The organism is Nocardia anocheti, assembly GCF_029675105.1.
Classification (GTDB): domain Bacteria; phylum Actinomycetota; class Actinomycetes; order Mycobacteriales; family Mycobacteriaceae; genus Nocardia.
Map to the genome: position 1 here is coordinate 439,961 of NZ_JAQQFV010000003.1, position 22,657 is coordinate 462,617.

17 protein-coding genes are annotated in these 22,657 nt (G+C 70.2%); 7 read left to right on the forward strand and 10 right to left on the reverse strand.

The genetic code is table 11. From position 1 onward, the window contains the following. Positions 1–12 precede the first annotated feature (12 nt). Positions 13–648: a hypothetical protein gene (locus QC180_RS09570; RefSeq protein WP_278262282.1), complete on the forward strand. Its 636-nt coding sequence runs from the start codon at positions 13–15 to the stop codon at positions 646–648. Between the two features lie 49 nt (positions 649–697). Next, a complete protein-coding gene (locus tag QC180_RS09575) occupies positions 698–883 on the forward strand; it encodes a hypothetical protein (protein ID WP_278262283.1) in 186 nt (61 codons plus the stop codon). Position 884: 1 nt separating this feature from the next. Here the strand turns inward: QC180_RS09575 and QC180_RS09580 are convergent, their stop codons facing one another. After that, entirely contained in the window at positions 885–2,594 is a 1,710-nt protein-coding gene (locus tag QC180_RS09580) for a glycoside hydrolase domain-containing protein (protein ID WP_278262284.1), read from the reverse strand. 243 nt (positions 2,595–2,837) lie between these two features. On the opposite strand from QC180_RS09580, the gene QC180_RS09585 reads away from it, so the two are divergent. The 5 genes from QC180_RS09585 (at position 2,838) to QC180_RS09605 (ending at position 10,230) form a co-directional block, all read left to right on the forward strand. After that, a complete protein-coding gene (locus tag QC180_RS09585) occupies positions 2,838–4,301 on the forward strand; it encodes a S8 family peptidase (protein WP_278262285.1) in 1,464 nt (487 codons plus the stop codon). 51 nt (positions 4,302–4,352) lie between these two features. Continuing rightward, the gene (locus QC180_RS09590; RefSeq protein WP_278262286.1) at positions 4,353–5,552 is read left to right on the forward strand and encodes a GNAT family N-acetyltransferase; all 1,200 of its coding nucleotides are present in this window, start codon (positions 4,353–4,355) and stop codon (positions 5,550–5,552) included. A 14-nt stretch (positions 5,553–5,566) separates the two neighbouring features. Then, positions 5,567–7,996: an excinuclease ABC subunit UvrA gene (locus QC180_RS09595; RefSeq protein WP_278262287.1), complete on the forward strand. Its 2,430-nt coding sequence runs from the start codon at positions 5,567–5,569 to the stop codon at positions 7,994–7,996. Then, entirely contained in the window at positions 7,993–8,532 is a 540-nt protein-coding gene (locus tag QC180_RS09600; protein WP_278262288.1) for a DUF308 domain-containing protein, read from the forward strand. Before QC180_RS09595 ends, QC180_RS09600 begins: the two co-directional genes overlap by 4 nt. A gap of 222 nt (positions 8,533–8,754) precedes the next feature. After that, complete coding sequence (locus QC180_RS09605) at positions 8,755–10,230, forward strand: three-helix bundle dimerization domain-containing protein (protein WP_278262289.1); 1,476 nt, start codon at positions 8,755–8,757, stop codon at positions 10,228–10,230. Between the two features lie 16 nt (positions 10,231–10,246). On the opposite strand, the gene QC180_RS09610 is transcribed toward QC180_RS09605, so the two are convergent. From QC180_RS09610 to nuoF, 9 genes are read right to left on the reverse strand one after another with little or no spacing between them, the layout of a single operon-like run. Beyond that, a complete protein-coding gene (locus QC180_RS09610; RefSeq protein ID WP_278262290.1) occupies positions 10,247–10,873 on the reverse strand; it encodes a class I SAM-dependent methyltransferase in 627 nt (208 codons plus the stop codon). Next, the gene (gene nuoN, locus QC180_RS09615; RefSeq protein ID WP_278262291.1) at positions 10,873–12,495 is read right to left on the reverse strand and encodes an NADH-quinone oxidoreductase subunit NuoN; all 1,623 of its coding nucleotides are present in this window, start codon (positions 12,493–12,495) and stop codon (positions 10,873–10,875) included. Before nuoN ends, QC180_RS09610 begins: the two co-directional genes overlap by 1 nt. Then, positions 12,492–14,105 carry an NADH-quinone oxidoreductase subunit M gene (locus tag QC180_RS09620; protein ID WP_278262292.1) on the reverse strand — a complete coding sequence of 538 codons (1,614 nt, stop codon included), beginning with the start codon at positions 14,103–14,105 and terminating at the stop codon, positions 12,492–12,494. Before QC180_RS09620 ends, nuoN begins: the two co-directional genes overlap by 4 nt. After that, entirely contained in the window at positions 14,102–15,988 is a 1,887-nt protein-coding gene (gene nuoL / locus QC180_RS09625; protein ID WP_278262293.1) for an NADH-quinone oxidoreductase subunit L, read from the reverse strand. Before nuoL ends, QC180_RS09620 begins: the two co-directional genes overlap by 4 nt. Before the next feature lies 1 nt (position 15,989). Continuing rightward, positions 15,990–16,289 (reverse strand): NADH-quinone oxidoreductase subunit NuoK, encoded by a 300-nt coding sequence (gene nuoK / locus QC180_RS09630; RefSeq protein ID WP_278262294.1) that lies wholly within the window; start codon positions 16,287–16,289, stop codon positions 15,990–15,992. Continuing rightward, a complete protein-coding gene (locus QC180_RS09635; protein ID WP_278262295.1) occupies positions 16,286–17,104 on the reverse strand; it encodes an NADH-quinone oxidoreductase subunit J in 819 nt (272 codons plus the stop codon). The genes nuoK and QC180_RS09635 overlap by 4 nt, the downstream gene beginning before the upstream one ends. Next, positions 17,101–18,885, reverse strand: a complete 1,785-nt coding sequence (gene nuoH / locus QC180_RS09640) for an NADH-quinone oxidoreductase subunit NuoH (protein WP_278262296.1) — start codon at positions 18,883–18,885, stop codon at positions 17,101–17,103. Before nuoH ends, QC180_RS09635 begins: the two co-directional genes overlap by 4 nt. Next, complete coding sequence (locus QC180_RS09645; RefSeq protein WP_278262297.1) at positions 18,878–21,337, reverse strand: NADH-quinone oxidoreductase subunit G; 2,460 nt, start codon at positions 21,335–21,337, stop codon at positions 18,878–18,880. Before QC180_RS09645 ends, nuoH begins: the two co-directional genes overlap by 8 nt. Continuing rightward, the gene (gene nuoF / locus QC180_RS09650) at positions 21,334–22,656 is read right to left on the reverse strand and encodes an NADH-quinone oxidoreductase subunit NuoF (protein WP_278262298.1); all 1,323 of its coding nucleotides are present in this window, start codon (positions 22,654–22,656) and stop codon (positions 21,334–21,336) included. The genes QC180_RS09645 and nuoF overlap by 4 nt, the downstream gene beginning before the upstream one ends. Position 22,657 lies beyond the last annotated feature (1 nt).

Genomic DNA, 22,657 nt, shown 5'->3' on the forward strand with positions numbered 1-22,657 from the left:
AAACTTCCCGAGGTGATCACGCTGCAACCCATCCTGGAGATCTTCCCGTCCGACGGCTTCGCGCTCTGGCCTGTCTCCGAGGTCCGCACGTACGGATTCCTGGTGCTCAGCGGCGAACTCACGCCCGCCGAGGTGGGGACCGCGGTGAAGCACATCGCCGCTGGCAACGACATCGATCCCGAACACGACGGCCGCCCATCTCGGCCCGCCGATCCGGTCGACTCCTTCCTGCACGGCCTGCTCACCGTCGACGCCCTGTACATCCCCGGTGGCTTACGCGTCACCGACACCACCACGGGCGTCGTGTTCGTACCGGGCTGCTGCAGCGGCTTGGAGGACTGGCATGGCTGGTATCGGGTTCTCGAGGGGAGCGTCCCGGTCTGGTTCGGTCACGATCCCGACCCGCGCGCCGAACGCTGCGGTGACACAGTCCGACTGACCACCGACGGCGAGCAGAGCGACAGCCCGGTCATCGAGGTCTCGGCCACCGAACTCCGGCAGTTGCTCGACGGCGCCGAACGGGACCTGCTGGGGTTTCTCGGTCTCGTGCAGGAGTGGGCCGAGCGGCAGCTGTCCGACCAGGCGGGGCCGGTCACCGCCGCCCTGGCTCGTGCGCTGAACCTGCCAGCGACCATCCGCACCCCATGATCGGGGTATCGGTCACCCGCGGCCGTGCCCTCGACTAGCCTGTGCGCTCATGACCGAGCAGCCCGGACCCCTGGAAACGACCCGTGAATTCGCCGCTGTCGACCTCGCGGACATGTTGAACGAGGAGCCGACCTACCAGGGGCCGTCGTCGCGGACGCGGATCGTCGCGCTGGTGGTGGTCGCGGCCCTGCTCCTGGGTGTCGCGGCCACCGTCCTGGCTCTGCTGCTGGGGTAGGTCACGCCGGGCGGGCAAGTGGGGTGTCGGGGTCGCCGGAGGTGCGCAGGGCGACCACCTGTTCGGGGACCCAGTAGATCCGTCCGAACTCGAACTCCTGATACATGCCGTCGTCGTGGCCGACCTCCTCGGAGATCGGCCACCCCAGCGGCCCGTTCTCGTACCCGGAGGCCGCCCAACGCGCGCCGATCGCGCCGTGTACCCGGTAGGCGGGGCGACCAGCGCGCCGGTAGACGATCCCGCCCTGGAACGCCTGCGCGAGACCAGGGCCGGTGCCGCGCGGGTCGGGCAGTTCGGTGTGTTCGGCGATCGGGTAGCCGAGCGGCCCGGCCTCCCAGCCGAGTTCGGCGTATTTGGTCATGATCGCGGTCGGGATGGCGTGCGCGTCGGTGGCGGGATGCCAGTAGACGTAGCCGTTGTCGAATTCGGCGAAGCGGCCGATCCCGTCGGGGGTGGCGATCTCGCCGTCGGTGCGGCGTTGCCCGAGCCACGGTGACGCGGCGGCCCTGGCGTCGATGGCGTTGGGGCTGGCACCGGCGAAATCGGCGACGTGGGCGGCGAAGACGTCCCAGGGGAAGTTCGGGCCGACGTCGGTGTGGCTGCCGATGCCGAGCGCTTCGGTCACATAGTTGTGGTCGGTGATGCCGTCGGCCACCCGGTATTCGGGGGCGATGACGGCGGTCGAGTAGCCGTGGCGCAGGGCGCTGCGCACCGCGATGTAGGCGGCGACACGCAGGTCGGCGTCGATGGCGAGCCACTGCTGGCGTGACCAGGCCACCCGGCTGCCCGCGAAGCACAGGTTCACCGTGAAGGGGTTGGCGGACAGGACCGACCAGGCGGCGAGCTCCTCCGGAACCACCCGCACGAGCACGCCGTCGCGCAGGGTGTAGTGGTAGGAGACGCCGTTGGCGGGGTTGTTGAGGTAGGCGGCCAGGGATTCGGCGGTGCCGTTGCCCTCCTGGGTGTGCAGGATGAAATTGGTGATGCGGACGCCGTTGCGCGGGGAGTGCGAGGGCCCGAGGCGGTCGATCTCGGTGAACTGCGGGATCGTGACCGTGCGGTCCAGGGCCCACTGTCCGAAGTCGTCGGCCAGGATGTCGTTGACGTCGACGGAGGTGCCGTCGATCTTGGGGCCCGGATTGCTGGGGGTGTCGATCACCCGCTGGTACAGCACGGCGCGCGGTTCGCGTTCGGTGCCCGACCAGGCGCGCGTCTGCCACACCCAGCTCAAGCCGCCGCGGCCACCGACCACACCGTCCTCGATCGCCCACGCGCACACCCGCGAGTGCCCGTAGATGCCGGTATTGGCGGTGCCGAGCACGGCGTTGACACCGCGGAAGAACTCGACGGCGGTGTTGTTCCACTGCGACAGCGAGATGTCCTCGTCGACGGCGAAGAAGATCGGCGCGTGCGCGGGGGCGCCCAGGCTCAGGTGGGTGGCGCGGGCCTGTTCGGCCATGCGCCTGCCGCCGTCGAAACCGGTGGTCCAGTCCGAGGGGGTGGCGTCGCCGGGTTTGCCGTACTGCCAGATGGAGACGACATGCAGGCCCGCGGCGGCCAGGGCGCGCGCGTAGTCGGCGGTGATGGGTTTGGCGCCGAAGTTCGCGCCCGACCGGGACGGCGAGACGTAGGCGAGGACTGCCGAGTGCCCGGCGGCGGCGATGGCCGCGGGATCGATGAGGCGGGCGGCGAAATCGACAGCGGTAGACATGGTTGACCCCCTGCGAGACGGCATTTTCCGATGGTCTGGTTCACGCCGGGTGACCGAGGATCTCACCCTGCGGCAATTCTAGGTGAAAGCCATAGGCGCGCATCATGATTCACTCACGAACACTGGCGTACCCGGCGCCGGGCGACGGACACACCTCCACACGGGACCCCGGTACGGCGTGTCGTGGCCCGCGTTGCGGATGAACCGTAGCGGAGGCGCGCCGGGCACTGTTCACTGATACCCATGGCCTCCACCGCTCGACCCCGCAAGCAGCAGCGACCAGGCGCGCGGGCCGCCGCGGGCGCTCCCGGCGAACTGGTCGTCCTCACCGTGCCGCCCGGGCCCACGATCACCGCCCGCGCGCTGCGCGAGAGCCGGTCCGTGCGTGGCCGGATCGACGAGATCCTGCCCGGGACAGCGCGTCTCGAACCGATCTTCGGACCCGACAACCGGCTGGCCGACCGGCTCGCGCACACGCCGCAGGCACCGGCCGCCGGGGAATACCTGCGGTATTTCACCGTGCGCGGCGCGGTGGGCGATCTCGGGGAACTCGCGGACCGGCTGCGTGCAGACGACACCGTCGCCGCCGCGTATGTCAAACCGCCCGCCGAGCCGCCGCTCGCCCCGTTGGCCGAGGCCGCCGTCGTCACCCAGGAGGCTCCGCCGGTGACACCCGATTTCCGGTCCCGCCAGGCGTATCTGGACGCGGCGCCCACGGGTGTCGACGCCCACTGGGCCCACACCCGGCCCGGCGGACTCGGCACCGGGGTACGGGTGATCGACGTGGAGGGCGCGTGGCGGTTCACCCACGAGGACCTGCGCCAGAACCAGGGCGGCGTGATCGGCGGGAACGCCTCCGACGAACTCGGCTGGCGCAATCACGGCACCGCCGTCGCGGGCGAGATCAGCGGCGATCTCAACGCGTTCGGGATCACCGGCATCGCGCCGGAGGCCCACATCCGGGCCGTGTCGATCTTCGGGATCGGCTCGGCGACCGCGATCCGCTCGGCCGCCGACGCCCTGGACCCCGGTGACGTGCTGCTGATCGAACTGCACCGACCCGGCCCACGATTCGGCTACCGGACCACCGCCGATCAGCGCGGCTACATCGCGGTGGAATGGTGGCCCGACGACTTCGCGGCCGTCCGGTACGCGGTCGGACGTGGCATCGTCGTGGTGGAGGCCGCGGGCAACGGTGGCGAGAACTTCGACGACCCGATCTACGACGCCCGCCCGGCGGAGTTCCCAGCCGACTGGCGTAATCCGTTCCGGGGCGGTCCGGTCGACTCCGGTGCCGTCGTGGTCGGCGCGGGCGCGCCGCCGCCGGGTCTGCACGGTCGCGACCACGGTCCGGCGCGATCGCGGCTGGCCTTCTCCAATTACGGTGCGCGCCTGGACGTGCAGGGGTGGGGACGGGAGGTGACCACCACCGGCTACGGCGATCTGCAGGGCGGCCCCGACGAAGACCTCTGGTACACCGACGAGTTCAGCGGCACCTCCAGCGCGTCCCCGATCGTGGTCGGCGCCGTCGCCGCCTACCAGGGAATCCGGGCGCGCACCGGCGGCCGGGCGACACCGGAGCAGATCCGGGCGTTGCTGCGCGCGACCGGTTCCCCGCAGACCGAGGCGCCCGCGCGCCCGGTGACCCAACGCATCGGCGCACTGCCCGACGTACGGGCCATGGTCGAGCGCGGCGGCGGTAGCTGAGGCGGCGAAAATCAGGTGTGCCTGTCGGTGTCGCGTGGGAGGGTACGGGGCATGGCATCGGGAACGAGTGTGCGACCGGCCGCGACCGGCGATCAGGACGGCATCGGCGAGCTGCTGGCCACCGCGTTCGGCGGCAGGCTCGACGCCGAAGAACGCGGGCTGCGGCAGCGATTGTTTCCGGTGGAGCGGTCGTTGGTGGCGGTGGACGCGGGCCGGGTCGTCGGCCACACCGTCGACATCACCATGACGGTCACCGTGCCGGGGGATCGAACGGTCCGCGCCGCTGGGGTGTCGGCGGTGGCGGTGGCCCCGACCCACCGGCGTCGCGGTCTGCTGCGCGCGCTGTACACGGCCCAGCACGCCAGGACCGAGGCCGACGGCCTGCCGTTGACGATCTTCACCGCCAGCGAGGGCACGATCTACGGACGATTCGGCTACGACCCCACCGTCACCGACCTCGCGGTCTCCCTCGACCGCCGCCGTGTCGCCTTCCGCCCCACCACACCCGATCCGGGCGGGGTCGCCATGTCCACCCTCGACGAGGCCGCCCCGCATATGCGCGCGGTCTACGAGCGCTGGCAACACCGCACCTCGGGTGCGCAGGAGAGGCCGGAGGCGAAGTGGGCGATGGTGTTCGCCGATCCGGAAGGGCGCCGGTCGGGAGCGTCGTCGGTGTTCGTGCTGACCCATCCCGACGGGTACGCGCTGTATCAGCGACGACGGGACGGGCAGGAATCGGTGGCGACGGTCACCGAGATACGGGCCGTCACCCCGCCCGCGCACGCGGCGCTGTGGCGGGTGCTGCTCGGCCTGGATCTGGTCGACCGGGTGGAAGCCGTGCTCGCCGAGGACGATCCGCTGCCGTACCTGTTCACCGACCCGCGCACGGTCCGGGTGACCAACCGCGGTGACGCTTTGTGGGCGCGGGTCATGGATGTTCCCGCCGCGTTGACCGCGCGCGGCTACGACGGCGATCTCGACACCGTGATCGAGGTCCACGATCCGTTCCGCGCGGCCGGTGGCCGGTTCGCTCTGCGCGTTCGTGACGGTGCGGCCGAATGCTCGCCGACGACGCGACCCGCCGAGCTCGGCTTCGACATCAACGTGCTCGGCGCGCTCTACTTCGGCGGGCACCGGGCCCGCGCGCTGGCGGCCGCGCACCGCATCGAGGTCGGAAACGCGGCGGCGCTGCGGGCGTTCGACGCGGCGTTCGCCACCGAACGGGCACCCGAACTGGGCTGGTTCTTCTAGCCGGACCTGCGTGTATGTCCGCGCGGGCCGCAGGTGAACGCGTAATCTCGATAGCTGTGGATTCGCACGAGGTCGATCCTTCGGTTCGGGTGCGTGGCGCCCGGGTCCACAATCTGCGTGACGTGAGCGCCGCGATGCCCCGCAACGCGCTGGTCGCGTTCACCGGGGTCTCGGGTTCGGGGAAGTCGTCGCTGGCCTTCGGCACCCTGTACGCGGAATCGCAGCGCCGCTATCTGGAGTCGGTGGCGCCGTATGCCCGGCGGTTGCTGCACCAGGTCGAGGCGCCCGATGTGGACGAGGTGACCGGCCTGCCGCCGACCGTGGCGCTCGCGCAGCGGCGTTCGGCGCCGTCGTCGCGCTCGACCGTCGGCACGGTGACCGCGATCTCGAACACCCTGCGCATGCTCATGTCCCGGGAAGGCGACTACCCGCCCGGTCCGGCCAGAACCGGGCCGGGCCACTATCCGGAGGGCACCAACCGGCTGTACTCGGACGCGTTCTCCCCGAACACCGTCGAGGGCGCCTGCCCGCGCTGTCACGGACAGGGTGTCGTGCACGAGGCCACCGAGGCGTCGATGGTGCCCGACCCGTCACTGAGCATCCGCGAGGGCGCGATCGCGTCGTGGCCGGGTGCCTGGCAGGGCAAGAATCTGCGTGATGTGCTCGCCGCCCTCGGCTACGACATCGACCGGCCGTGGCGCGAACTCGCCCCCGCCGCCCGGGAATGGATCCTGTTCACCCCCGACAAGCCCGTCGTCACCGTGGAACCCGAACGCGAACCGCATCGCATCCACCGCCCCTACCAGGGCACCTACACCAGCGCCGAACGCTTGCTGCTGCGCGCGCACGCCGAGTCCAAGAGCGAGACCACGCGCGCTCGCGCGGCGGAGTTTCTGCACACCGCGCTCTGCCCGCTGTGTGGTGGCCGCCGCCTCAAACCCGAAGCGCTGGCGGTGACCTTCGCCGGACACAACATCGCCGAACTGGCCGAGCTGCCCATCAGCGAACTCGCCGACGTCCTGCGCCCCTACACGGCGGGCACTACCGCGGTGGCAGTGCTCACCCAGGACCTCACCTCCCGGCTGGATGTGCTGATCGAACTCGGCCTGGGCTATCTCAGCGTCGACCGGGAGAGCCCGACCCTGTCCGGCGGCGAGCTGCAGCGATTGCGGCTGGCCGGGCAGCTGCGGTCGGGACTGTTCGGCGTGGTCTACATCCTCGACGAACCCTCGGCCGGACTGCATCCCGCCGACACCGCCGCCCTGACCACAGTGCTGAGCAGGCTCAAGAACTCAGGCAACAGCGTCTTTCTCGTCGAGCACGATCTGGACGTGGTGCGCCACGCCGACTGGCTGATCGACATCGGGCCCGGTGCGGGCGTGCACGGGGGACGGGTGCTCTACAGCGGGGAGGTCGACGGTCTGCGGGTGGTGGCCGACTCGGTGACCCGCCCGTACCTGTTCGGGGAGATCACGCGTCCACCGCGCGCGCCCCGAACCGCCACCGGTGTGCTCGCGTTGCGCGGGATCACCAGCCACAACCTCGTCGATCTCGACGTCGACCTGCCGCTGGGGGTGTTCACCGCGATCACCGGCGTGTCCGGGTCGGGCAAATCGACACTGCTGCACGCGGTGTCGCGCACGGCCGAGGCCGATCCGGCGGTGAGCCGGGTGGTGGAGGTCGATCAGGCGCCGATCGGACGGACCCCGCGATCGAACCTGGCCACCTACACGGGCCTGTTCGACACCGTCCGCAAGCTCTTCGCCGACACCCCGCAGGCGCGGGCACGGGGGTACGGGGTGGGCCGGTTCTCGTTCAATGTCGCCGAGGGCCGCTGCCCGACCTGTCAGGGCGAGGGATACATCACCGTCGAGCTGCTGTTCCTGCCCAGCACCTATAGTCCGTGCCCGGACTGTCACGGCGCCCGCTACAACCCCGAGACCCTCGAGATCACCTACCGCGACACCACCATCGCCGAGGTGCTGGATCTGACGGTCGACGCGGCCGCGGAATTCCTCGCCGACATTCCGGCCGTCGCCCGGGCATTGACCACCCTCGCCGATGTCGGCCTGGGGTATCTGCGGCTGGGTCAGCCCGCGACGGAGCTGTCGGGCGGGGAGGCGCAACGGGTGAAGCTGGCCACCGAACTGCAACGGGTGCGGCGCGGCAACACGGTGTATCTGCTCGACGAACCCACCACCGGTCTGCACCCCGCCGACACCGATGTGCTGCTCACCCAGCTCGATTCGCTCGTCGACTCCGGGGCCAGCGTGGTCGTGGTGGAACACGAGATGACGGTGGTGGCCCGGGCGGACCACGTGATCGACATGGGTCCCGGCGGCGGTGCGCAGGGCGGTCGGATCGTGGCGCGGGGAACGCCCGGCCAGGTCGCGGCCGACCCGGACAGTCGGACCGCGCCGTACCTGCGGGAACATCTGGCGTGAGCGGAGTTCCGCGCGACAGCACCCGGCAGGCGATGCTGGTCGCCGGAGGCTGTTCGTTCGCGCTCGGGCTCGCGCTGCTGCTGTGGCCGGGCCGCAGCACGACCACGCTGGCCTTGGTGTTCGGCACCTCGCTGTTGGTGAGCGCGGCCATGCAGGCGTATCTGGCGTTGCTCGCCCGGATCGCGGTCGCGCTGCGGGTGCTGGTGGTGGTCAGCGCGGCCCTCACCCTCGTGCTGTCGATGCTGGCCTTCAGCGGCGGCACGATCGAGCTGCTGGCACTGTGGATCGGGCTCGGGTGGGCGGTGCGCGGCACCGTGCAGGCGCTGGTGGCGGCCTGGGACGACGGGCTCGTCGGCGGCCCACTGCACGAACTGTGCGGGGTGGGCACGGCGGCGATCGGGATCGTGGTGATCGCCATGAAATTCCAGACCGTCACCGGGCTGGCCACCCTCGCCGGGGGCGCGCTGCTGGTCATCGGGGCCCTCGAACTACTGACCGGCGGTTCGCGGCTCCGCGAGCCGGTCACCGAGCCCTGACTTCGCTCGAATGCAGTGAACACCCACGCCTCGGCGTGACCGAGCGCCCCGGCACCGCCAGATGAATACTCGAATCACGCACCAGCGGAGCATATTTCGGCGTCGAACACGAACGGTCGGGCAACGTGACGTTGCGGGTAGCGGAGCGGGTGTTGAACTCTGTGTGCCCGGGCGTTCACGGCTAGGGCGACTGTGCTGCGCGCCGGTAGCGTGGCCCGCGGCGTGCGCACGGGTGTCCCGGTCGCCGCGCCGCGTCCGCAGCCGATCCGAGCCCAGGAGAATGTGGTGTCGCGCGAAACCTCCGGCCCCGCCGTCGATGTCGCCCAGCGAGAAGAGCTGGCGATGCGGCGCATGACCGAGAGTCTGGTCGAGGATCTGTCCGAGAACGTGCCCGTCGAGCAGGTGACCTCGGCGGTGGGCGCCGCGCATACCCGATTCGACGGGACCCCGATCCGGGAATTCGTGCCGATCCTCGTCGAGCGCATCGTGCGCCGTGAACTGGCCGATCCCGACCCGACGGTGCGGGTCCCGGCCCCGGCGACGGTCCGGCTGACGAAACCGGAACCGGCGCGGCAGAGTTCCGGCGGCGAGCATCGGCGGGCGGTGAGCAGGCGGGCGGTGCTGCCGTTGTCGGTCGGCGCGGCGGGCGTGGTCGCCGCCGTCGTCGCCGGTGCGGTGCTGTGGCCGAGCTCAGACCCCGCGCCCGCGGCGGCACCGGCCGCGCTCACGGTGGTACGCGGTGTCGTAGGGTCGGAGAAGGTCGCGTTCTTCCAGGACGAGAACGTGGTGCGGGTGCTGGCCGAACACGGCGTGCGGGTGGAGGTGGAACCGGCCGGGTCACGGCAGATCGCGACCACCGTCGACCTGTCCCGCTACGATTTCGCGTTCCCGTCGAGCAGCCCGGCCGCCGAACGCGTCCAGCGTCAGCGGGGCATCACCACCAAGTACACGCCGTTCTCCTCACCGATCGCCATCGCCACCTACCGCCCGATCGCCGAGTTGCTCACCGCTGCCGGGGTGATCGTGCCCGGCCCGGTCGCCACCTTCGACATGCACAGGTATCTGGAGCTGACCGCCGGGGGCGTGCAGTGGGACGACCTACCCGGCAACACCACCTACCCGGTCGCCAAGAACATCCTGGTCTCCACCACCGACCCGCGCAGCTCCAACTCCGCGGCCATGTACCTGTCGATCGCCAGCTATGTGGCCAACGATCACACCATCGTGCGCGGCGCCACCGCCGAAGCGCACGTGCTGCCCGCCCTGTCGAAACTGTTCCTCGCCCAGGGCTACACCGACAACAGCAGCGAGGGCCCGTTCAACCAGTACCTGGCCAACGGGATGGGACCGACACCGCTGGTCTGCATCTACGAAGCCCAGTACGTCGAGGCCGCGGGCAAGGGACGCGTCACCCCCGACATGGTCCTCACCTATCCAACGCCGACGGTGCTGTCCACCCACACCCTGGTGCCGCTGACCGCCACCGGCGACAAGATCGGCGCGCTGCTCACCGAGAACCCCGACCTGCGCAGGCTGGCCGCCGAACACGGCTTCCGCACCGGCGACACCGCCCAGTTCGCGGCCGTCGCCGCCGACCGCGCGGTGCCCGTCCCGACGAACCTGATCGACGTCGTCGACGCCCCCGCCTACGACACCCTCGAACACCTGCTCGACGGAGTCGCCGCCTCCTACAACTGATCCCCGGCGGCCGCCGTCACCGGCGGTGGATGGTGGCCAGCCAGGCGGGGCTCGCGTCATCGAACCGGGTGCGTAGGTGTGACGGTTCGACGGTGACCGTCTGCCAGTCGGGTGCGGTGAACGCGGCGGTGATGGCGGATCGGCTGACCGGGTGGGGGCCGGGGTTCGGGCCGGTGTCGCTGAAACAGATCAGGTAGAGCGTGGCGCCGGGCGCGGTGACGGTGGCCAGGCTCGCCGCGTAGGTGGCCTGTTCGGTGGGGTCGAAGGTGTGGAACAGCGCGGAGTCGAGGGCCGTGTCGAAGCGGCGGTCCAGCCGGTCCAGGCGGAGGGCGTCGGCCAGGGCGAACTCGATGTCGAGTCCCGCCTCGGCGGCTTTGCCCCTGGCGATGTCCAGGGCGGGTTCGGCGACATCGACGCCCAGCACGCGCGAGCCATGCGCGGCCAGCGCCACCGCGTTGTCGCCGGTTCCACAGCCGAGGTCGAGGACGTCACCGGTGAACGCCCCCGCCGCGATCAACTCGACCACCGCCGGTTGCGGCGCGCCGATGTCCCACGGCGCCGGGCCGGGCAGGTAGGACGCCGCCCACGACTGCCCGCTCGCGCGTTCGTGACTGGTCGGTGGACGATCGTCTCCGGTGGTCATCAGCGGACGAACAGCGCGCAGCGTTCGGCCAGGTCGAGAACCGGTTGCGGGAAGACACCGAGCAGGACGGTGGCGCCCGCGCCGAAGGCGATCACGAGCGTGGTCGCGAACGGCGCGGTGACGGTGGGAGCGTCGGTGGGCGGGTCGGTGAAGAACATCAGCACGATCACCCGGACGTAGAAGAACGCGGCGATGGCACTGCAGATCACGCCGATGACGACCAGCGGCGTGTATCCGGCGCCGGACGCGGCGGCGAAGACCGCGAACTTGCTGACGAAACCGCTGGTCAGCGGCAGACCGGCGAACGAGAGCAGCAGCAGCGCGAACGCCGAAGCCAGCCAGGGGGATCGGCGGCCCAGCCCGGCCCACTGCGACAACGCGGTCGCCTCGTCACCGGAGGAGTCGCGCACCAGGGTGACCACCGCGAACGCGGCGACCGTGCCGAGGCCGTAGGCCAGCAGATAGAACAGCACCGCGGCCACCCCGGCACCGTCGGCGGCGACCAGGCCGACGAGCAGGAACCCGGCGTGCGCGATCGAGGAGTAGGCGAGCATGCGCTTCACGTCGGACTGGGTGATCGCCATGATCGCACCGACCACCATGGTCGCCACCGCGATGGCCGCCAGCACGGGACGCCAGTCGTCGCGCAGCGCGCCGACGGCCACCATCAGCACCCGCATGGTCGCGCCGACGGCGGCGATCTTGGTGGCCGCGGCCATGAAGGCGGTGATCGGGGTCGGCGCGCCCTGGTAGACGTCGGGCACCCACGCCTGGAACGGCACGACACCGATCTTGAACAACAACCCGACCGCGAGCATGCCGATACCGAGCAGCGCCAGGGTCGCGTCCTCGGGCCGCTGATCCAGGGCCGCGCCGATGCCCGCCAGCGACACCGTCCCGGTCTGCCCGTACAGCAGCGCGACACCGTAGAGGAAGAACGCGGAGGAGAACGCGCCGAGCAGGAAGTACTTGAGCGCCGCCTCCTGCGACAGCAGCCGCCTGCGCCGGGCCAGCCCGCACAGCAGATACAGCGGCAGCGACAGCACTTCCAGCGCCACGAACATCGTCAGCAGGTCGTTGGAGGCGGGGAACAGCAGCAGACCGCCCAGCGCCAGCATGGTCAGCGGGAACACCTCGGTCGTCGACACTCCGGCGCGCACGGCGGCCAGTTCGTCGGCACTGCCCGGCACCGCCGAGGCCTGCGGCGTGAACGCGTCCACGCCGCGTTCGAGGGTGGCCGCGGCCCGGCTCCAGGTCCCCGGCCCGCTCCTGGCGCGCGGCACCGCGCCGCGTTCGGCGATCAGCAGCAGCCCCAGCAGCGCGACCAGCAGGATCGTGCCCTGCAGGAACAGTGTCACCCCGTCGACGGCGACCGCCCCGACCACCGCGGTGGCCCGCGATCCCGACAGCAGCACCACCGACACCAGCGCGGCGACGACACCGCCGAGCCCGAGCAGCAGTTGGGTGGCATACCGTGCTGTGCGGGGCACGAACGCCTCGACGAGCACGCCGACCACACCGACACCGAACACGATCAGCATCGGTGCGAGCAGGTGGTATTCGATGCTCGGCGCGGGCAGGGTGGCGGCGAGCTCGGTGCTGGTCACGAAGTCGGTCCTCATCGGTGTCCACCTGCGGGCTGGGCCGCCTCAGGGGCGGGAACTGTCGGCGCGGGATCGTGCTGACCGATCGTCGACAGCGTGTGCCCCACCGCGGGATCCACCAGGTCGAGGATCGGTTTCGGATAGAAGCCGAGCACCAGCAGGGCCACGAGCAGCGGTACGACGACGGCCAGCTCACGGGGGACCAGATCGCGCAGGTGCTCGTTGCCCTGCTTCAACGGGCCGGTCATCATCCGCTGATACAGCCACAGCACGTAGATCGCGGCCAGCACCAGGGCTCCCGTCGCCACCACCGCGGCCACCTTGTATTTGCTGAAGGTGCCGATGAGGACGAGGAATTCGCTGATGAACGGGGCGAGCCCCGGCAGCGACAGCGTAGCAAGACCGGCGATGAAGAACGTGCCAGCCAAGACCGGCGCGACCTTCTGCACCCCGCCGAAGTCCGCGATCATCCGGGTGCCGCGCCGCGAGACCAGGAACCCGGCGATGAGGAACAGTGCCGCCGTGGACAGTCCGTGGTTGACCATGTACAGGGTGGCGCCGGACTGGGCTTGGCTGGTCATGGCGAAGATGCCGAGGATGATGAACCCGAAGTGCGAGATCGAGGTGTAGGCGATCAGGCGCATGACATCGGTCTGGCCGATCGCGAGCAGCGCGCCGTAGATGATGCCGATGACGGCCAGGGTGATCACCATGGGCGCGAATGTCGTCGAGGCCAGGGGGAACAGCAGCAGGCAGTAGCGCAGCATGCCGAACGTGCCGACCTTGTCGACCACCGCCATCATCAGCACCGCGCTCGACGGGGTCGCCGAGACCGCCGCGTCGGGCAGCCACGTGTGCAGCGGCCACAGCGGCGCTTTGACCGCGAACGCGAACAGGAAGCCGAGGAACAGCAGGTCCAGGACCGCGGCGCTGCCGCCCAGGCTGCCATCCTGCACCGCGGCGACGATCAGGCGCAGATCGAAGGTGCCCGCGGAGTCGGTGCCGAGCCCGGCCCGCGCGGTGAGCACGTAGAGCCCGATCACCGCGGCCAGCATGATCAGTCCGCCGAACAGGTTGTACAGCAGGAACTTCACCGCCGCGCGCGAGCGTTGGGCGCGGACCGCCGCGTCGTCGGTGCGGGGTCCGAAACCGCCGATGAGGAAGTACATCGGGATGAGCATGGCCTCGAAGAAGATGTAGAACAGCAGCACGTCCAGCGCGAGGAACGAGATCAGCACCATCGACTCGACCAGCAGCATCAACGCCATGTACAGGTGCACGGTCTTGCGGCCGTCACCGGCGGCGCGGTCGTCGTGCCAGCCCGCCAGGATCAGCAGCGGCAGCAGCACCGCGGTGAGCAGCACAAGGGCGGTGGCGATGCCGTCGAGGCCGAGAGTGTAGCCGACGCCGAACGCCGGAATCCATTCGTGGGCTTCGACGAACTGGTACTGGTCGCCGCCGGGCTGGAACCGCACCGCGAGGACGACCGCCAGCGCGAGCACTCCGATCGACACCGCCAGGGCCAGCGCGCGGGCCACGGTGCGCCGTCCGGCGGGGACCACCAGGATCGCGGCCGCGCCGACCGCGGGGGCCAGCCAGAGCGTCGTCAGCCAGGGAAACGAGTTCACCAGAACCTCACCGCCAGCAGGGCAGCGGCCACCAGGGCCGCGCCGGTGAACATGGACAGGGCATAGGACCGCACGAAACCGGTCTGCACCGTGCGGATCCGCGCGGACAGGCCACCGATCGCGGCGGCGGTCCCGTTGACGATCCCGTCGACACCGCGCGCGTCGAGGAACACCAGCGCCCGGGTCAGATACTTGCCGGGCCGCTCGAAGGCCGCCTCGTTGACCGCGTCACCGTAGAGGTCCTTGCGCGCGGCCGTCGTCAGCACGCTCACCTTCTCGGGCGCGGTCTCGGGGACGGTGGTCTCGGCGTAGGCGCGGTAGGCGACGGCGACGCCGATCACCACCACGGTCAGCGCCAGCCCGGTGACGACGGCGGCCGGGATCACCGGTTCGGCGTGATGGGTGCCCACGACCGGGGCCAGCCAGTTCACCAGCGAGGAACCCCACACGAACAGGCCACCGGCGAAGACCGAACCGAACGCGAGCAGGATCATCGGCCCGGTCATCACGGCGGGTGCCTCGTGCGGGTGGGTGTCGGGTCGCCAGCGGCGTTCCCCGAAGAAGGTCATCAGCATGACGCGGGTCATGTAGAACGCGGTCAGGCCCGCGCCGACGAGCGTGACGGTGCCCAACAGGATGCCGACACCGCCGCCGTGGTCGAAGGCCGCCTCGATGATCTTGTCCTTGGAGAAGAACCCGGACAGTGGCGGCACTCCGATGATGGCCAGGTAGCCCAGCCCGAAGGTGACGAAGGTGATCGGCATGAACGTGCGCAGCCCGCCGTAGCGGCGCATGTCGGTCTCGTCGTCCATGGCGTGCATGACCGAACCGGCGCCGAGGAACAGTCCGGCCTTGAAGAAGCCGTGGGTGAGCAGGTGCATGATCGCGAACGCGTAGCCCGCCGGGCCGAGGCCGACGGCCAGGATCATGTACCCGATCTGGCTCATGGTGGAGGCGGCCAGCGCCTTCTTGATGTCGTCCTTGGCGCAGCCGATGATCGCGCCGAACAGCAGCGTCACCGCGCCGACGGCGAGTACCGCCAGACGGGCGTTGGGCGCCAGGTCGTAGATGGGGTTGGCGCGCGCGATCAGGTAGACACCGGCGGTGACCATGGTGGCGGCGTGGATGAGCGCCGAGACCGGGGTGGGGCCCTCCATGGCGTCACCGAGCCAGGATTGCAGCGGCACCTGCGCGGATTTGCCGCAGGCGGCCAGCAACAGCAGCAGCCCGATCGCGGTGAGGGTGCCTTCGCTCGCCCCGGGGGTCGCGGCGAACACGGTGCGGAAGTCGAAGGAACCGAACGTCGCGAACATGGTCATCATGGCGATGGCCAGGCCCATGTCCCCGACCCGGTTGACGACGAACGCCTTCTTGGCCGCGGTGGCCGCCGACGGCTTGTGGTACCAGAACCCGATCAGCAGATAGGACGCGAGACCGACGCCTTCCCACCCGAGGTAGAGCACCAGGAAGTTGTCGGCCAGGACCAACACCAGCATGGCGGCCAGGAACAGGTTGAGATAGCCGAAGAACCGGCGCCTGCCCTCGTCGTGGCTCATGTAGCCGATGGAGTACAGGTGGATCAGCGAGCCGACACCGGTGATGAGCAGCGCGAAGCAGATCGACAGCTGATCGAGTTGCAGGCCGAAACCGACCCGTAGCGCCCCGGTCGGCACCCATTCGAACAGTTGCAGGTGGATCGCGCGGTCGGCGTCGGCGCGGCCGAGCATCTCGGTGAAGGCGACCACGGCGATCGCGAACGAGGCCAGCGAGGCCACGGTGCCCAGGTAGTGGCCCCAGCGGTCGGCGCGGTGCCCGAGCAGCAACAGCACGATCGCGCCCGCGAGCGGCAGGGCGGGCAGCAGCCACAACGTTGCGGTACCCATGTCAGAACTTCAGCAGGTTGGCGGTGTCGACCGAGGTCGACCGGCGGGCACGGAAGATCGTCATGATGATCGCCAGACCGACCACGACCTCGGCGGCGGCCACGACCATGGTGAAGAACGCGATCACCTGGCCGTCGAGGTTGCTGTGCAGTCGGGCGAAGGTGACGAAGGCCAGGTTCACCGCGTTGAGCATCAGCTCGATGCACATGAACACCACGATCGCGTTGCGGCGCAACAGCACTCCGGCGGCGCCGACGGTGAACAGCAGCGCAGACAGGAACAGGTAGTTCTCGGGGTTCACCGGGGGCCTTCCTCGTCGTCCGTCGGGGTGACGTCGCGGCCCGCGCCCACCGAGAGCGCGGCGGCCTCGGTGTGGGCGCGGGTGCGGCGGTGACGCAGGATCGTGCTCACCGACAACTCCTCGAAGGATCCGTCGGGCAGTTGGGCCGGGCTGTCGACCGCGTTGTGCCGGGCGTACACACCGGGGGTGGGCAGCGGGGTCGCGCGCTGTCCGGTGCGGAACCGGTCGCGCGACATCTCGCGCTGACCACGACGCGGGGTGAAGTGCTCGCGGTGGGCGAGCACCATGGCGCCGATGGTGGCGGTGATCAGCAGCGCGCCGGTGAGCTCGAACGCCCACACATAGCGCAGGAAGATCAGTTCGGCCAGTTCGGCGATGACGTCACGGTCGCCGAAACCGCGTCCCGGATAGCGGGTTCCGCTGTCGCTCAGCGCCGAACCGATCCCACCGATGAGCAGCAGGCCGAACCCGAGACCCACCACGGCGGCGGCGATGCGTTGTCCGCGCAGGGTTTCGCGCAGGGATTCGGCGGAGTCGACACCCACCAGCATCAGCACGAACAGGAACAGCATCATCACCGCGCCGGTGTAGACCACGATCTGCACCACGCCCAGGAACAGCGCGCCCTGCGCGATGTAGAACACGGCCAGCGCGATCATGGTGGCGGCCAGACACAGCGCCGAATGCACGGCCTTGGCCGCGGTCACCATGCCGAGCGCGCCGAGGATCGCGATCGGGGCCAGCACCCAGAACAGCACCGCTTCGCCGGTGGAGGTGTCGGCGATCTCGGCGGCCACTACCTGTGTCGTGGTCATCGCAGCACCTCCTCCGACGACGGGGTGGGCTGCACGCGGCCCAGGTAGTAGTCACCGGCGTCGGCGCCCGGAGCCATCGCGTGCGGCGGGGCCGTCATGCCGGGTTCCAGCGGGGCCAGCAACCGATCCTTCTCGTAGATGAGGTCGGCGCGGTTGTCGTCGGTGAGCTCGTACTCGTTGGTCATGGTGAGCGCGCGGGTCGGGCAGGCCTCGATGCACAGGCCGCAGCCGATGCAGCGCAGGTAGTTGATCTGGTAGACCCGCCCGTACCGTTCCCCGGGCGAGAACCGTTCGTCCTCGGTGTTGTCGGCGCCCTCGACATAGATGGCGTCCGCCGGGCACGCCCACGCGCACAGTTCGCAGCCGATGCACTTCTCGAGGCCGTCGTCGTACCGGTTGAGCTGGTGGCGGCCGTGATAGCGCGGCGCGGTCGGCACCTTCTGTTCCGGATAGGACTCGGTGTTGGGCTTCTTGAACATGGTGGCCGCGGTGACCGCGAAGCCCGCCAGCGGATCCAGCAGCCCGACCTCGGGTTCCGCGGATACCGGACGTGGCGGCATCGGCGGCACCGGGAACCCGAGGAAGACCGCCGTTTTCGCGGGCTCGGGCTGCGGCAGCGGCGGTAGTCCTGGTGCTCGTCCCGCCCGCAGGAACGTCGCGATGAGCGCCGCGGTGATCACCAGGCCGACGCCGACGAGGATCGCGTTCTGGCCGGGGATGCCCTCGATGTCGAGGACCCGGGCCGCGGCCACGATCATCACCCACACCAGCGAGGTCGGGATGAGCAGTTTCCAGCCCAGATTCATGAACTGGTCGTAGCGCAGGCGCGGCAGGGTGCCGCGCAGCCAGACGAACACGAACAGGAACGTCCACACCTTGAGGGTGAACCACAGCAGCGGCCACCAACCCGAGTTGGCGCCCTCCCACAGGCTGATCGGGAACGGCGCCCGCCAACCACCCAGGAACAGGGTCGTGGCCAGCGCCGACACCGTGGCCATGTTGACGTATTCGGCCAGCATGAACATGGCGAACTTCAGCGAGGAGTACTCGGTGTGGAAGCCGCCGACGAGTTCGCCTTCGGCTTCGGGCAGATCGAAGGGGGCGCGGTTGGTTTCGCCGACCATGGCCACGCAGTAGATGAGGAACGAGGGCAGCAGCAGGAACGCGTACCAGGTGCCCTCCTGCGCGGACACGATGCCCGAGGTCGCCATGGTGCCCGAGAGCAGGAACACGGTGGCGAAGGTCAGCGCCATGGCGATCTCGTAGGAGATCACCTGCGCGGTCGAGCGCAGCCCGCCCAGCAGCGGATACGTCGAATTCGACGACCACCCGGCCAAGACGATGCCGTACACGCCGATCGAGGTGATGGCCAGGATGTAGAGCACGCCGACGGGCATGTCGGTGAGCTGCAACGGGGTCCGGGTGCCGAAGATCGACACCTCGGGGCCGAACGGGATCACCGCGAACGCCATGAACGCGGGGATCACCGAGATGATCGGGGCCAGCACGAAGATCGGCTTGTCCACCAGCGCCGGGACGATGTCCTCCTTGAGGGCCATCTTCACGCCGTCGGCGATGGACTGCAGGACCCCACCGGGCCCGAGCCGGTTGGGGCCCAACCGCATCTGCATGCGCGCCACGACGCGACGTTCGGCGAACACCGCGATGAGCGGCACCATCATCAGATACACGAACACACCCAGCGCTTTGACGATCACCAGCCACAGCGGGTCGGTGCCGAAGACCGCGTCGGCCGCGAGATAGCGCACGGAATCACTCATGGCGGTGTTCCTTCATCCTGTCGTCGGCGCGGCGCAGGCGCACCACTGCGCCGGGCGTCACCCCGAGTTCGGCGGCGACCGTGGAACCGGGCGAGTGCAGCGGCAGCCACACGACCCGGTCGGGCAGGTCGGTGATCATCAGCGGGACGGTGATCTCGCCGCGGTCGGTGTAGACGATGACGTGATCGGCGTCGGCGGCTTCGATCTCGGCGGCGGTGGCGGCCGAGAGCCGGGCCACCGGTGGCCGCGCGACCCCGGCGAGGTTCGGTTCGCCGTCCTGCAGGCGTCCCGCGTCGAGCAGCATCCGCCACCCGGCCAGCACGGCGGTGCCGGGACCGGGCGCGGGTCGGGTCTGGCTGGTGTGTTCGGGGGCGGCGATCGGGTCACCGGTCCACGGGCCCAACGCGTCGAGTTCGGCGCGCGCGGCGGTGTGGTCGGGCAGCGCGATCGGTACGCCCATCTCGGCGGCCAGGGAATGCAGCACCCGCAGATCCGAGAGCGGGGCGGCCACCCGGCGGGTGGTGTCGAGCGGGGCCGCGGCGAACGGGCGCGGTCGACCCTCCCAGGTGCGGAAGGTGCCGGATTTCTCCATGGCGGTGGCGACCGGGAACACCACATCGGCGCGTTCGGTGACGGCACTGTGGCGGATCTCGAGGCTGACGACGAACCGCGCGGCGTCGATGGCGGCCAGCGCGGCGGCCGGGTCGGGCAGGTCGGCCGGATCGACCCCGCCGATGACCAGGGCCCCGGCTTGGGCGGCATTGGCGAGGATGCCCGCGGTGTCGCGGCCCAGGCTGACCGGCAGTTCGTCGGCCTGCCAGCGGTGTCGAACCTGTTGGCGGGCGGCCGGATCGATGACCGGGCGGCCGCCGGGCAGCAGACTCGGCAGCGCACCGGCTTCGAGCGCGCCGCGTTCCCCGGCCCGGCGCGGGACCCAGGCGAGTTCGGCGCCGGTGGCCTCGGCCAACCGGAGGACCGCCGAGAGCGCGCCCGGACTGCCCGCGAGCCGTTCACCGGCCATGATCACCGCACCGGGACTACGCAGCAAGCCCATGAGTTCGGCGGCGTCGGGCGAGGTTTCGGCACCGATGGCGGCGAGCACCTCGGCCTCGGCGCAGGGCGGGGTCTGGATGAGCGCCCCGGCGAGCCGTTCGAGACCACGGGAGGCGAACGGCGCCAGCGACACCACCCGCAGCCCGTGCTTGCGGGTGGCCTTGCGCAACCGCAGGTAGACGATCGGCGACTCCTCCTCGGGCTCGAACCCGACGAGCAGCACCACCGGCGCCTGACTCAGCGCCTGATAGTCGACGCGCATCCCGCGCCCGGCGATCCGCGCGGCCAGGAACCGCTCCTCCTCCTCGGAGTGGACGCGGCTGCGGAAGTCGATGTCGTTGGTGGCCAACACCATTCGCGCGAATTTGCTGTAGGCGTAGGCCTCCTCCTCGGTGACCCGGCCGCCCACCAGCACTCCGGCATTGCCGATGGCAGCACGCAGCCCGGTCGCGGCGGCGGCCAGCGCTTCGGGCCAGGAGGCGGGGGCGAGCACGCCGTCCCAGCCGCGCACCAGCGGGGTGGTGAGCCGGTCGCGTTCGGTGGCGTAGGCGAAGGCCCAGCGGCCCTTGTCGCAGTTCCATTCCTCGTTGACCTGCGGATCGTCACCGGCCAGACGACGCAGGACCTTTCCGCGCCGGTGATCGGTGCGTTGCGCGCAGCCCGAGGCACAGTGTTCGCAGACACTCGGGGTGGAGACCAGGTCGAACGGGCGGGCCCGGAACCGGTAGGAGGTGCCGGTGAGCGCGCCGACCGGGCAGATCTGCACGGTGTTGCCGGAGAAGTACGAGTCCAGCGGCTCGGCCTGGGCGATGCCGACCTGTTGCAGCGCACCACGATCCATCAACTCGATGAACGGGTCACCGGCCACCTGCTGGGAGAAACGGGTACAGCGCGCGCACAGCACACAGCGTTCCCGGTCCAGCAGCACCGCCGAGGACAGCGGGATCGGCTTGGGATAGGTGCGCTTCTCGCCCTCGAAACGGGATTCGGCGCTGCCGGTGGACATGGCCTGGTTCTGCAGCGGGCATTCGCCGCCTTTGTCGCAGACCGGGCAGTCCAGCGGATGGTTGATCAGCAGCAGTTCCATCACCCCGCGCTGTGCCTTCTCCGCCGCCGGTGAGCTGAGCTGGGTGTGGGCGACCATGCCGTCGGTGACCGGGATCGTGCAGGAGGCCATCGGCTTGCGCTGCCCCTCGACCTCCACCAGGCACTGCCTGCACGCGCCGACCGGTTCGAGCAGCGGGTGATCGCAGAACCGGGGGATCTGCACGCCGATGAGTTCGGCGGCACGGATCAGCAGGGTACCGGCGGGGACCTGGATGGTGGTGTCGTCGATGGTGACGCTCACCAGGTCGGCGGGCACGACCCCGCTGCTGTTGCCCGGGGCGATGGCGGTCATCGGTTGGCTCCCTCTGCCGGGGCCCACACCGTGGCGCGGGCCGGATCGAACGGGCACCCACCGCGGCGCTGATGTTCGAGGTATTCCTCGCGGAAGTACTTCAGCGAGGAGAAGATCGGGCTGGCCGCGCCGTCACCGAGCGCGCAGAACGACTTGCCGTTGATGTTGTCGGCGATGTCGGCGAGCTTGGCCAGATCGGCCTCGGTACCCCTGCCCGCCTCCAGATCGCGCAGCAGCTGCACCAACCAATAGGTGCCCTCACGGCACGGGGTGCACTTGCCGCACGATTCGTGGGCGTAGAACTCGGTCCAGCGCAACACCGCCCGCACGACACAGGTGGTGTCGTCGAAGATCTGCAGTGCCTTGGTACCGAGCATGGACCCGGCGGCGGCGACACCCTCGTAGTCCAGCGGCACATCGAGGTGTTCGTCGGTGAACAGCGGCGTCGAGGACCCGCCGGGCGTCCAGAATTTCAGGGTGTGCCCGGCCCGCACGCCTCCGGCGTAGCCGAGCAGTTCCCGCAGGGTGATGCCCAGCGGCGCCTCGTACTGCCCGGGCCGCGCGACATGTCCCGACAGCGAGTACAGCGTGAAACCGGGGGACTTCTCCGAACCCATGGACCGGAACCATTCGGTGCCGTGGCGCAGAATCGCGGGCACGCTGGCGATGGATTCGACATTGTTGACCACCGTCGGGCACGCGTACAGACCCGCCACGGCGGGGAACGGGGGCCGCAGGCGTGGCTGGCCGCGCCTGCCCTCGAGCGAGTCGAGCAGCGCGGTCTCCTCCCCGCAGATGTAGGCGCCCGCCCCGGCGTGCACGATCAGTTCCAGGTCCACGCCCGCACCGAGGATGTCGCGCCCGAGGAAGCCCGCCGCGTACGCTTCGGCCACCGCGGCCTGCAACCGGCGCAGGACCGGCACGACTTCTCCGCGCACGTAGATGAACGCGGTCCGCGCGCGGATGGCGTAGGCGGCGATGATCACGCCCTCGACGAGGGTGTGCGGGGTGGCCAGCATCAGCGGGATGTCTTTGCAGGTGCCGGGTTCGGATTCGTCGGCGTTGACGACGAGATAGTGCGGTTTCGTCGTACCGTCGGGGCCGGGCCCTTGCGGGATGAACGACCACTTCATCCCGGTGGGGAAGCCCGCGCCGCCGCGGCCGCGCAGCCCGGCGTCCTTGACCGTCTGGATCACCTCGTCGGGGGTCATCCGCAGGGCGGCGCGCAGACCTTCGTAGCCGCCGGTGGCGGTGTAGCTGTCGAGGGTCCAGGATCGGGGTTCGGCCCAGTGGGCGCTGAGCACGGAGGTCAGGGTCATC